This window comes from Arthrobacter sp. MMS24-T111 (genome assembly GCF_054888995.1).
This window is the reverse complement of the sequence record NZ_JBTZRO010000001.1, coordinates 2,431,107-2,442,646: the sequence shown is the minus strand read 5'-3', so window position 1 is coordinate 2,442,646 and position 11,540 is coordinate 2,431,107. Positions and strand designations below refer to the sequence as shown.

The window sequence follows — 11,540 nt, the reverse complement described above, 5'->3', positions numbered from 1 at the left end:
CAGGCTAGTTCCCCTGGTACCGGCTTAGGAAGTCCCCCATCCGGCCGATGGCTTCCTCAATGTCCTTCACATTCGGCAGCGTGACCATGCGGAAGTGGTCCGGCCGCACCCAGTTGAATGCACGGCCATGCGACACCAGGATCTTCTGTTCCCTCAGGAGGTCAAGGACAAACTTCTCGTCATCCCTGATGTGGTAGACCTCCGGGTCAAGGCGCGGAAACAGGTACAGCGCGCCCCTTGCCTGCTGCGTGCTGACACCCGGAATCGCGTTCAGCATGTCGTAGGCCTTGTTGCGCTGTTCCAGCAGGCGGCCGCCCGGAAGGATGAGGTCGTTGATGCTCTGGTAGCCGCCGAGTGCGGTCTGGATGGCGTGCTGGGCCGGGACGTTGGCGCAGAGCCGCATGTTGGCCAGCAGGTTGATGCCTTCCAGGTAGTCGGCGGCTTCCTTCTTGGGCCCGGAGATGGCCATCCACCCGGCCCGGTAGCCGCACACCCGGTACGCCTTGGACAGGCCGCTGAAGGTCAGGCAAAGGACGTCGTCGCCAGTGAGCTTGGCGAGGTTCACGTGGACGGCGTCCTCGTAGAGGATCTTCTCGTAGATCTCGTCGCCAAAGATCACCAGCCCGTGCTTCTCGGCCAGCTCCACGATGCGCTTCAGCGTGGCTTCGGGGTAGACGGCGCCGGTGGGGTTGTTGGGGTTGATCACCACGATTCCCTTGGTGCGGGGCGTGATCTTCGCTTCCATGTCCTCAAGGTCCGGCTGCCAGCCGGACTCCTCATCGCACAGGTAGTGGACCGGTTTGCCGCCGGCGAGCGCCACGGAGGCGGTCCAGAGCGGGTAGTCCGGCGTGGGAATGAGGACCTCGTCACCGGAATCCAGCAACGCCATCAGGGACATGGTGATGAGCTCGCTGACGCCGTTGCCAAGGTAGATGTCATCAACGTGGATGTTCTGGATACCGCGGGTCTGGTAGTACTGCGACACGGCGGTGCGTGCGGAAAAGATGCCGCGGGAGTCACTGTAGCCCTGGGCGTGGGGCAGGTGGCGGATCATGTCCACGAGGATGGCGTCCGGGGCCTCGAATCCGAACGGCGCAGGGTTGCCGATGTTCAGCTTGAGGATCCTGTGGCCCTCCGCTTCCATCTGCTGGGCGGCCTGCAGGATCGGTCCACGGATGTCATAGAGGACGTTGTTGAGCTTCGTGGACTGCCTGAATTCTGCCATCCCTCAAATATGCCACAGGAAGGATGCATCACCGTTGAGACCTCCGCCACACGCACGACGGCGGCTGCCGGACCTTTGGAAGTCCGGCAGCCGCCGTCGTGATCACCTGCTCCTCCCCGGCCGGGAGGGGAAGGGCGGGCTGTTACTTGACGATGCCCTTGTCCTTGAGCCAGGCGGCTGCTGCCGTCTTGGCATCCTGCTTCTGGCTGCCGCTGACAGCCCGGTTCAGGTTGATGAGGTCATCGGTGGTGAGGATGCTGGACACGGAGTTCAGGGCCTGCTTTGCCTTGTCCGTCATCTTCGCCTTGTTGTACAGCGGCAGGACCTGCTGGGCTATGAAGTTGTTCTTCGGATCCTCAAGCACCACCAGGTCGTTGTCGGCGATCGAAGGCGTGGTGGTGTAGATATCGGCCACCTGAACCTGGTTCTCAAGGAGCGCCTTGAGCGTCACCGGGCCGCCGCCGTCGCTGAAGGGCTCCAGCTTCTTGGGCACGCAGTTGTAGTTCTTCTTCAGGCCCGGCAGGCCGTATGCGCGCTCACCGAACGTGGCCGGAGCACCCACCACGATGTCGCTGCAGACCTTGGCAAGGTCTTCGATGGACTTCAGCTGGTATTTCTCCGCCGTTGCCTTGGTGACAACCATGGCGTCCTTGTCCTCGGCCTTGGACGCGTCGAGCACGGCCAGGCCGTCCGGGAGCTTGCCCGGCAGTGCCTTGGCGATGTCGCCGGCGGAAACCTCGGTGGCTTCCTTGTTGACGTAGAGCAGCAGGTTGCCGCTGTAGTCCGGCACCACGTCCACGGAACCGTCCTGGACTGCCTTGAAGTAGACCTCGCGGGAGCCGATGTTCGGTTTGGTGGTGGCGGTGATTCCGTTGGCGTTCAGGGCGCCGGCATACAGTTCGGCGATGATTTGGCTCTCCGGGAAATCAGCGGAACCAACCACCAGGGACGTTGCCGCGCCGGAGGCGCCGCCGCTGGATGCCGGTGCGTTGCTCAGCGGATTGGACGAACCACCGCAGGCGGACAACGCCACTGCGAGGCCAAGCCCGGCGGCCAGGCCGCCGAAGGCCCGCCTGCCGAGGCGTGGGGGACGGCTATCTTTCATGACTTACCTCCTTGTACAACAGTCTCCGCAACCACGGGGTCTGTGAGATCAACCGCAGCCTCCTGGCTGCGGTGGGACTGCTTCGAGGTGCCTGTTGCCAGGAACAGCCTCTGGAATAGGGACAGGACCAGGTCCACGGCGATGGCCAGGACCGCGATGAGCAGTGAACCGGCCAGCATCTGGGGAAAGTCGCTCAGGACCAGGCCGTCGAAGAGGTAGCGGCCCAGGCCTCCAAGGTTGATGTAGGCAACCACGGAAACCGTGGCGATCACCTGCAGCACGCCGGTCCGGAAGCCGCCGAACATGACCGTCAGGGCATTGGGCAGTTCGGCCCGGAACAGGACCTGCAGTTCGGTCATGCCCATGGCCCTTGCGGCGTCCACCACGTTGCGGTCCACGCTGGAGATACCGGCGTACGTCCCGGCCAGGAGCGGTGGGACGGTGAGGATTACCAGGGCCCAGATCGGGGGCATCAGCCCAATGCCGGCCAGCAGCACGAACAGGATCAGCAGGCCCAGGGTGGGCAGGGCCCGCAGCGCACCTGCCAGGGCCACCACAGCCACCCTCCCCCTCCCGGTATGGCCAACGAACAATCCAACCGGGACCGCGATGGCGGTGGCGATCAGCATGACCAGCCCGGTGTACTGAAGGTGCTCGACCACGCGGGTGGGGATGCCCATGCTTCCGGACCAGTGCATCGGGTCGGCGAGCCAGGCAACGGTGTCCGAGATGACGTTGCTCATGCTCCCCCTCCCGTCCCGCTTGCGGCGAGGGGGCCTGCGGCGGTTGATGCCTCGGTGTGGCTGCCGCCGTCCCCGCGTCCGCGCCGTTTGCCCGTCCGTTCCCACGGTGTGAGGACACGTTCCAGCAGGACGAGGAGGGCGTCCATGACCAGCGCCAGGACCAGGATGGCGACGATCCCCACCACCACCTCGGTGACGAAGTCGCGCTGGAGCCCGTCAGTGAAGAGCATGCCCAGGTTGCCGACCCCCAGCAGGGCGGCAACGCTGACCAGGGAGATGTTGCTGACGGACACGACGCGCAACCCGGCGAACATCACCGGAAGGGAGAGCGGCAGGTCGACCTTCAGGAAGCGTGCCAGCGGCTTGAATCCCATGGCCTGGGCGGCCTGGCTGACCTCGGCGTCCACCGAGTCGAAGGCGTCCAGCGCCGCGCGAACCAGCAGCGCCACAGCGTAGATGGTGAGCGCCACCACGACATTGACGGGGTCCAGGATGCGGGTGCCCAGGATGGTGGGGAGGATGATGAACAGTGCCAGCGAGGGAATGGTGTACAGCAGCGACGACGCCGTCAGCACCACAGAGCGCAGCGCACCACTCTGCCTGGCCAGCTGGGCGAGCGGAACGGAGATCACCAGGCCCAGGACCATGGGAACAAGCGCCAGGACCAGGTGCTGGCCGCCGCGCTCGAAGACCATGCCGCTGTTGGCCAGGAACCACTCCATCAGAGTGCCGCCTGCCGCAGCTGCCGCGCTTCCTCGATCAGTGCCAGGACCTCGCCGCCGCGGACTACCCCCAGCACCCGGCCGTCGGGGTCCACGGCAACACCAAGGCCCGACGGCGATGACAGGGCCGCGTCCAAGGCCCGCCGCAGGCTCTCGCCGGGGCGGAACAGCGACCCGCCGGGAACAAGTTCAGTTTCGGTGCCGGGTGCCGACCATCCCAGGGGCCGCTTGTCCGCATCCACCACCAGCTGCCAGCCCCCGGCCGCGCCGTGGTCCGACACGTTTCCCTGGGCGCCCCGGATAATTGTCGGCACGGGGTGCAGGACCACGCCGTCGGACGGGGTGAACCCAAGGTGGCGGAAGCCGCGGTCGCGCCCCACGAAGGAGGCGACGAAATTGTTGGCGGGCGCCCGCAGGATCTCCTCCGGAGTAGCGTATTGGGCCAGTTTGCCGCCGGTAGCGAAGACGGCCACCCTGTCCCCGAGGATGGTGGCCTCGTCAATATCGTGGGTGACGAAGACGATGGTCTTGGCGAGGTCTTTCTGCAGGCGCAGCAGTTCCTGCTGGAGTTCGTCACGCACCACGGGGTCCACGGCACTGAACGGCTCGTCCATAAGGAGCACCGGTGGGTCTGCTGCGAGGGCGCGGGCAACGCCGACGCGCTGCTGCTGCCCGCCGGAGAGCTGGGAGGGGTAGCGCTTGCCAAGGGACGACGCAAGGCCCACAACGTCCAGGAGTTCCGAGGCGCGTTTGCGGGCGTCAGCCTTTGAGACACCGTTCAGCCGGGGGACGGTGGCGATGTTGTCCAGGACCGACCGGTGCGGCAGCAGCCCCGCGGACTGCATGACGTAGCCCATGGAGCGGCGCAGTTCCGCTGCCGGAACGGAGGTGACGTCCTTGCCGTCCACCGTGATGGTTCCCGAGGTTGGTTCCACCATGCGGTTGATCATCCGGAGCGAGGTCGTTTTGCCGCAACCGGAGGGACCGACGAAGACGGTGATGGTGCCCTTGGCGATGGACATGGACAACCCGTCCACGGCAGGCTGGCCGCCCGGGTACTGCTTGGTGACGCTCTGGAACTCGATCATCGCCTGGTCCATGGTGCGGACTTACCTGTTCTCTCGGACGGGCTGATCCCAGCACCGCGACTTTGCCATCAGCACGCTGATAGTTACGGTAACCCAATCAGGGGCCGGGTTCACCAGATCTGGCCCCAAACCCCACAAAGGAATCCCTACTGTGACCATTCGGTGCCGCGGCGGGGGCGGATGGGTATCCGGGCGGGAAAGAGCATGTCCGGCCGGCCGGGGCCCGCCTAAAGTGGAGGCGTGACCAATTTGGAAGTTTCACCCCAGCAGGAAATCTGTCCCCCGGCCCCGGCGGAAGGGAGATCCGGACCCTGCCTGCAGTTATGGCCGGAGCGCGAGGTGCCGCTGGGCGGGGTGCGCGCCATGAACGTCAAACGCACATTGCCGCAGCGCGGGTTGCCGACGATCGGGGCATGGTGCTTCCTGGACAGTTTTGGTCCGGACCGGACAGCGATGTCGGTCCTTCCCCATCCCCACATCGGGCTGCAGACCGTGACGTGGCCCTTGGCAGGACATATCCGGCACCGGGACAGCGTGGGCAGTGACGTGGTTGTTCGGCCTGGAGAGCTGAACATCATGACTGCCGGGCACGGGGTGTCGCACTCCGAGTTCGCAGTGCTTCCTGCCGACGGCGGCGGGTTGCCGCTGCAGCGGGGCCTGCAGCTTTGGGTTGCGCTTCCCGATGCCCACCGGCACCGGGCGCCTGCCTTCGAACAACACCGGGAGTTGCCGGTGGCGGATGGCCGCGGGTTCTCAGCCACGGTCATGGTGGGTGAGTTTGGCGGCGTGGTGTCTCCCGCCACGATGTATTCGCCAATTGTGGGCGCAGACGTCGCCTGTGAAGGGGACGCGGTTCTGCCGCTGAACCCGGACTTTGAGCACGGTGTCCTGGTGCTCGACGGCGGCCTGGCGGTGGACGGGCAGGATCTGCCTGCGGGGCCGCTGGGCTACCTGGGCGCCGGGCGGAGCGAACTGGAGGTCCAGGCACGCCCGGGCACCCGATTCCTGCTGATCGGCGGTGAGCCTTTCGGCGAGGAACTGTTGATGTGGTGGAACTTCGTGGGCCGCACGCACGAGGAAGTGGAACAGGCCCGCGGGGACTGGGAGGCCCAGGCAACACTTCCGGACGCCATGGCCGCCGGCGCCCGCTACGGCCTGGTGCACGGACACGGGCCGGATGCCGGGGCCGAAGCCGGCCGCATCCCGGCCCCGCCCCTTCCGGGGGTCCGGCTGACGCCCCGGAAACGCACCGTGGACTAGGCGGGCCGGGCCACCAGCTCCAGCACACCGAAGACAGGTTCCTGGTCCAGGACCCTGACGTCCGTGACTCCGGCGTCGGCCAAATTCCGGCGGAAGGCCTCCTGCAGGGGCACCACGTTCATGCCCAGGCCGCCGCCAAGGATCACCGGACCGTGGAGTCCCAACTGTCCCAGCACCTGGCCGGCCAGCGCGGCAAGGTCCTTGCCGGCCTGTTCCAGCAGGGCTGCGCTGTCCGCGTGTCCTTCTGCCGCCGCCTCCACGACGTGCCTGGCCTGCTGCGCCCAGAACCGCCTCCCGGTTTCGGGTGAGTGGAACAGTGCTATGAGCTTGTTCGGGTGGTCCAGTCCGCAGCTCTTGAGCAGGGCGGAAGTGAGTTGATCGATCGGCAGTCCTTGGTTCATCCGGCGCAGGCTGTGCCGCACCGCTTCCCTGCCCAGCCAATAACCGCTGCCTTCGTCCCCGAGAAGGTAGCCCCAACCGCCTGCCCTGGCCTCGCCGCCGTCGGCATTGCGTCCCCAGGCGGCCGAGCCGGTGCCCGCAATGACCGCCACTCCTGTTGCGGCCCGCCCGGCGGCGAGCAGGAGGCGCGAGTCGTGCACAACGGTGACGGTAGCCCCCGGGACGAGGGGCTGGATCAGGCCGGCAAGGGCGGCGGCGTCCTGGTCGGTGTCGATGCCACCGGATCCGGCGTATACCCGTGCCACGGGGCCGGCTCCGATCCGGGCGAAGAGGTCCGCCAGGTTGCGGGCTGCCTCATCCCGGGTGACGTTCTGGACGTTGGAGCTTCCGGCGGACTCGTCGGCGACGGGGATGCCGTCCTCGAAGCGGACGCCATGCGTCTTGGTGCCGCCGATGTCCAGCCCGATCGTGATGCCGTGCAGTGGATTGGCGGGATTGTCAGCGGGCCCGGCGTGGGTGGTGGGGGTGTTCTGGGTGTTCGTCACGTCACAAGGGTACTTGCCCGGGTGGCCAGGCCGGCCACCAGGCCCGGGCCTTCGGCCACCACCAGTTCGCGGAACAAGCGTGCCGGCGCAGGCTCGGCGCCGGGTTTCCTGCGCCGCCAGCTGACGCCGACCTCCCGGAAGGCCAGCCGGGAATCCAGCGGTACTTCCACCCAACCGAGGTCTCCGGTTTTGGGGCGGCCTGTCCAGCCCGGTGCCCCTGCGGCGGGTGGCAGGATGCCGACGCCGAGCCCGGCTGAGACGAGCCCGCGGACTGTGTGGGAGTCCTGGCTTTCGAAGGCGATGCGCGGCCGGAACCCGGCGTCCCGGAACAGGGCGTCCGTCAGGGAGCGCAGACCATAGCCTGGGCCGAGCGCTACGAATGGCTCGGTCCTGATGTCGGCCAGCCGGGCCGTCCGCTGCCGCGCCAGCGGGTGGGCATGGTGGACCACCAGCCGGAGCGGCTCACGGTACAGCGCCGCCGAATCGAGAGTGCGTCCAGGGGCGGCAACCGGAGCCGTGAGGGCAAGGTCGGCTTCCCCTGCTGCCAGTTCCTCAATGCAGAAGTCCCTTGCGCCCTGGCTCAGCCGGAACCCGGTCCCGGGATGCCGGGCGCGGAAGGTGCTGATCAGCAGGGGCAGCGTGGCCTCGCCGAAGGTGTGCTGGAAGGACACGGAAACCGTCCCGCGGACCACCTCGGACTCATTGCGCACCAGATCCAATCCGGCCTGGAACTCCGCGAGCGCCTGCTCGATGTAGGGCAGGAGCGTGCGCGCGGCTGGGGTCAGGCGGACGCCTCGGCCATCCCTCACCAGGAGCTCGGTGCCGACGGCGGCACTTGCCCGGGCCAGCGCCCGGCTCACCGTTGACTGGGGTATGCCCAGAAGCTCAGCGGTCTCCGTGACGTGCTCGGTCCGGCCGAGTTCGGCCAGGACCGGAAGAAGCGGCAGGCTGCGCCAGTTGCTTGCGGTCCGGTTCCACTTCCGCTTCCTTCCTCGCCCGCCGGGGAGCGCCTGTCCTCGGAGCGGCCAGCGGGGCGGCGCACCTGGTGGGCAGATTCGATTTTGCTATGAGTTTGACATAAAACATGCATTGGATGCATCAGTTGGGGCGTGACTACGCTGGCTGGATGCCTAAGACTCAGCGCGGCGGCATTGCCGCTCCCCCACGCTGGACCGGCCACGCCAAGGGATCCAAGGCCTACGGGCGCATTCTCGCCGGATTGTCCTGCGCGGGTGTGGCGACGTTCGCGCAGCTCTACTCCACGCAGGCCGTCCTGCCGCTGCTGGCATCCGACCTGCAGGTCACCGCCGCCGAAGCCGCGCTCACCATCTCGCTGGCCACCGTTGGCCTGGCCGCCACCGTCATTCCCTGGTCTTTCCTGGCGGACAGGATCGGCCGGGTCAAGGCCATGATGTGGGGCATTTCCACAGCCACAGTCCTGGGACTGTTGGTGCCGCTGTCATCCGGCTTCGCGATGCTCCTGGTCCTGCGGCTGCTGGAAGGAATGGCCTTGGGCGGCATCCCCGCAATTGCCATCGCCTATCTCAACGAGGAGGTCAGCAAGGCCCACGCCGCGCTCGCGGCAGGAAGCTATGTAGCCGGGACCACCTTGGGCGGCTTATCCGGCCGGCTGGTCGCGGGCCCGGTTGGCGAGCTCTGGGGATGGCGTGCCGCGGCCCTGGCCGTTTCCCTGCTCGCGACAGCCGCCGCCGTCGCGTTCCTGGTCCTCGTTCCCAGGGCGCAGGGCTTCATCCCCGCCCGGGTGTCCGGACTTCGCGGAGCCCTTCGGATGCTCGGCGGCCACCTGCGCAATGCCCGCTTGCTGGCCATCTATGCGCAGGCCTTCCTGATGATGGGTGGTTTCGTGGCCGTCTACAACTATCTGGGCTTCCGGTTGTCGGGCGCCCCCTTTGGACTCCCGGCCACCGTTATCAGCCTGATTTTCCTGGCGTACCTGTCCGGGACGTTCTCCTCCCGCTGGGCAGCCACCATGACCACCCGGTTCGGACGCCGCAACGTCCTCCTGGCAGGGCTTGCCCTTGCCATTACCGGACTCGCCCTGACCCTGGCCTCGAACCTGGTGCTCATCCTGGCCGGCCTGGTGGTGTTCACCGGGGGTTTCTTTGCGGCCCACAGCATCGGCTCGGGCTGGACAGGCGCCCTGGCCAGGACCGGCCGGGCCCAGGCGGCGTCGCTGTACAACCTGGCGTACTACCTCGGCTCCAGCTTGCTTGGCTGGGCCGGCGGCCTGGTTTTCCAGGCCTGGGGCTGGAACGCCCTGGCGGGAGCCGTGATCGTCCTGGCCTGCCTGACGGCCGCAACTGTCGCCGTCGTCCACCCTGGAACGGACCCCGCCGCCGCCTGACGGCCGTGGACCCTACTCGAATTAACGGGTCCCAAGGCACCGCCGGGCAGCCTGAATGTTCGGCGGGGCGTGCTCCTGCACCGCGGATCACGGCGTTTCTGCGGTCTAGGATGAACAGAGGACCCTTTGGAAGGAAACGCTGTGAGCACGAATGCCAGGAACATCAGGCCCGGGGCGCACCTGGAACCCTTGGATGCCATTGACGAACGGCTCTTGGCAGCCCTGGTGGCGGATGCCCGGATCTCCAACAAGCAACTCGCCGAGATGGTGGGCATCGCCCCGTCGACCGCCCTGATGCGCACCCGCGCCTTGTCCGAACGGGGCATCGTGCAGGGCTACGAGGCAAAGTTGAACCTGTCGGCGATCGGCAGGTCTGTGCAGGCACTGGTGGCCGTGCGGCTCCGCGCCCACGACCGCGACCAGATCGACCGCTTCACGGCACGGGTACCGCACCTGCCGGCTGTCCTCTCCACCTTCCATACGTCCGGGTCGGTGGACTACCTGCTGCACATCGCCGTCGGCAGCACCGAAGACCTTCGGGACTGGGTGCTGGACAACCTGGCTACCGACCCCGTCGTGGGCCATACCGAAACCACCCTGGTCTTCGAACACATCCAGGGCAACCACGGCCCGCTCCCGGAGTAGCGGGGCGCCTGGCTGTGACCGGGGTTGCCCGGTAATGCCGTCAGGCGGCGCTGCGCCTGGCGGACTGAACGAGCGTCGCGGCGGAGAGGACCAGCGCCGCCGCGCCGCACACCAGGACGAAGCCCTGGACCGCCGCGCCCATCCCCACCGCAGCGCTGGCCCACCCCAGGCCAAGGACCGGAACCGCGCTTCCCAGATACGTAATGACATAGACGGTGCTGATGATCTGCGCGTGCCGGGCGGGCTCCACCCTGGCCGCGACATCGTTGAAGACGGTCCGGAACGCCAGTCCCTGCCCCACGCCGGCGGCGACCGCAGCTGCCACCAGCAGCGCCGGGTTGTGCCAGGCACCAGCGGCTCCCAGCATCACCACCGAAACGCCAAGGACAGCAAGGCCCGCCGGCACCGTGAACCGGCCTCGAACTGTGACCAGCTGGCTCAGGGCCGAAGCCCCCAGCGGCAGGCCTGCCAGGATGCCGATCAACGGCCGGGAATCCGTAGCCAGGACCTGGGCGAAATAGCCGGGAGCCAGCGAAAGGCTGAAGCCAAAGACTGCAAAGCTGAGGAAGCCGACGCCGGATGCCAGCCAGAAGGCTCCGCGCGCCTGGCGTGACACGGAAGGGCGCCGGGGCGCCAGGGCGTGGAGCGGCCGGGTCGGCGCCGGCGCCACGATGGCCGGGCGGGCACGGATCAGGTACAGCGGAACGAGGAGCGCGGCAAGCAGCAGGGAATGGACGACGTACGGGGCAGTGGTGGCGCCGGGAAGCAACGACAGCAGGCCGCCGATGACCGGGCCTGCGGCGACGCCCCCCGAGGACGCCAGGAGCGTGAAGCGCGATGCCCACTCCGGCCGGGACGGAAGCAGCTCCCGCAGGGCGGCGGCACTGGCTCCGGTGGCAAGTGCCACGGCGGTTCCCTGCAGGGCCCGGCCGGCACAGAGGGCTGCCAGCGACTGCGCTTCCGCAAAGATCCAGCCGCCTGCCAGACCCGTCAGCACAGCAACCAGGAGGGCTGCCCGCCGTCCGATGTGATCGGACCAGTGGCCGGCCACCAGCAGGGTTCCCACCAGCGCCAGGACGTAGCTGGCGAACGCTGCCGTGACGTCCAGGCTCGAGAGACCAAGGCTGGACTGCAGGAGCGGATACAGCGGCGTGGCCAGGTTGGCGCCCACGAGGAGCATGAAAATGACCGCACCCGAAATGACCAGCCGGGCCGTGGTGGAGGCATTCCACCCGGCATGGGTGGCCGCTGCCGGACGCATGCGCAGCTCACTGAAGACCGTCATCGTGCCGCCTTAGGGATCGCCGCAGCCGACAGTCCTTGTGGGACGCCGGCGCGGATACAACTGTGATGCTTCAAGGGTGCGTCAGGGTTGCGCGATCAAACCGATATTGGGTGGATAATTGAGCACAATTATCAAATATTGGATCCCAATGTGGTGGA

At 67.3% G+C, this 11,540-nt stretch carries 10 protein-coding genes and 1 pseudogene; 3 read left to right on the top strand and 8 right to left on the bottom strand.

Annotated elements, in window-relative coordinates:
* Positions 1-4: 4 nt before the first annotated feature.
* From ACX5I6_RS11515 to ACX5I6_RS11495, 5 genes are all read right to left on the bottom strand, one after another.
* Positions 5-1,225 carry a pyridoxal phosphate-dependent aminotransferase gene (locus ACX5I6_RS11515; protein WP_018760340.1) on the bottom strand — a complete coding sequence of 407 codons (1,221 nt, stop codon included), beginning with the start codon at positions 1,223-1,225 and terminating at the stop codon, positions 5-7.
* Between the two features lie 142 nt (positions 1,226-1,367).
* Complete coding sequence (locus tag ACX5I6_RS11510; RefSeq protein ID WP_461840558.1) at positions 1,368-2,330, bottom strand: ABC transporter substrate-binding protein; 963 nt, start codon at positions 2,328-2,330, stop codon at positions 1,368-1,370.
* Positions 2,327-3,073 carry an ABC transporter permease gene (locus tag ACX5I6_RS11505; RefSeq protein ID WP_461840557.1) on the bottom strand — a complete coding sequence of 249 codons (747 nt, stop codon included), beginning with the start codon at positions 3,071-3,073 and terminating at the stop codon, positions 2,327-2,329. The genes ACX5I6_RS11510 and ACX5I6_RS11505 overlap by 4 nt, the downstream gene beginning before the upstream one ends.
* The gene (locus ACX5I6_RS11500; RefSeq protein WP_018760343.1) at positions 3,070-3,795 is read right to left on the bottom strand and encodes an ABC transporter permease; all 726 of its coding nucleotides are present in this window, start codon (positions 3,793-3,795) and stop codon (positions 3,070-3,072) included. Before ACX5I6_RS11500 ends, ACX5I6_RS11505 begins: the two co-directional genes overlap by 4 nt.
* Complete coding sequence (locus ACX5I6_RS11495) at positions 3,795-4,895, bottom strand: ABC transporter ATP-binding protein (RefSeq protein ID WP_018760344.1); 1,101 nt, start codon at positions 4,893-4,895, stop codon at positions 3,795-3,797. Before ACX5I6_RS11495 ends, ACX5I6_RS11500 begins: the two co-directional genes overlap by 1 nt.
* A 228-nt stretch (positions 4,896-5,123) precedes the next feature.
* Between ACX5I6_RS11495 and ACX5I6_RS11490 the strand changes: the two genes are divergently transcribed.
* Positions 5,124-6,143: a pirin family protein gene (locus tag ACX5I6_RS11490; protein ID WP_461840556.1), complete on the top strand. Its 1,020-nt coding sequence runs from the start codon at positions 5,124-5,126 to the stop codon at positions 6,141-6,143.
* Here the strand turns inward: ACX5I6_RS11490 and ACX5I6_RS11485 are convergent.
* Together ACX5I6_RS11485 and ACX5I6_RS11480 are read right to left on the bottom strand one after the other, a co-directional pair.
* On the bottom strand, positions 6,140-7,087 hold the full coding sequence (locus tag ACX5I6_RS11485; RefSeq protein WP_461840555.1) for an N-acetylglucosamine kinase: 948 nt from the start codon (positions 7,085-7,087) through the stop codon (positions 6,140-6,142). The genes ACX5I6_RS11490 and ACX5I6_RS11485 overlap by 4 nt on opposite strands.
* Positions 7,084-8,065, bottom strand: a pseudogene (locus ACX5I6_RS11480) (LysR family transcriptional regulator). Before ACX5I6_RS11480 ends, ACX5I6_RS11485 begins: the two are co-directional and overlap by 4 nt.
* A gap of 148 nt (positions 8,066-8,213) precedes the next feature.
* Between ACX5I6_RS11480 and ACX5I6_RS11475 the strand changes: the two are divergent.
* Positions 8,214-9,452, top strand: a complete 1,239-nt coding sequence (locus ACX5I6_RS11475; RefSeq protein ID WP_461840554.1) for an MFS transporter — start codon at positions 8,214-8,216, stop codon at positions 9,450-9,452.
* Between the two features lie 141 nt (positions 9,453-9,593).
* The gene (locus ACX5I6_RS11470) at positions 9,594-10,097 is read left to right on the top strand and encodes an Lrp/AsnC family transcriptional regulator (RefSeq protein WP_461840553.1); all 504 of its coding nucleotides are present in this window, start codon (positions 9,594-9,596) and stop codon (positions 10,095-10,097) included.
* A 40-nt stretch (positions 10,098-10,137) separates the two neighbouring features.
* Here ACX5I6_RS11470 and ACX5I6_RS11465 read toward each other — a convergent pair whose 3' ends face one another.
* Positions 10,138-11,382: an MFS transporter gene (locus ACX5I6_RS11465; RefSeq protein WP_461840552.1), complete on the bottom strand. Its 1,245-nt coding sequence runs from the start codon at positions 11,380-11,382 to the stop codon at positions 10,138-10,140.
* Positions 11,383-11,540: the final 158 nt, after the last annotated feature.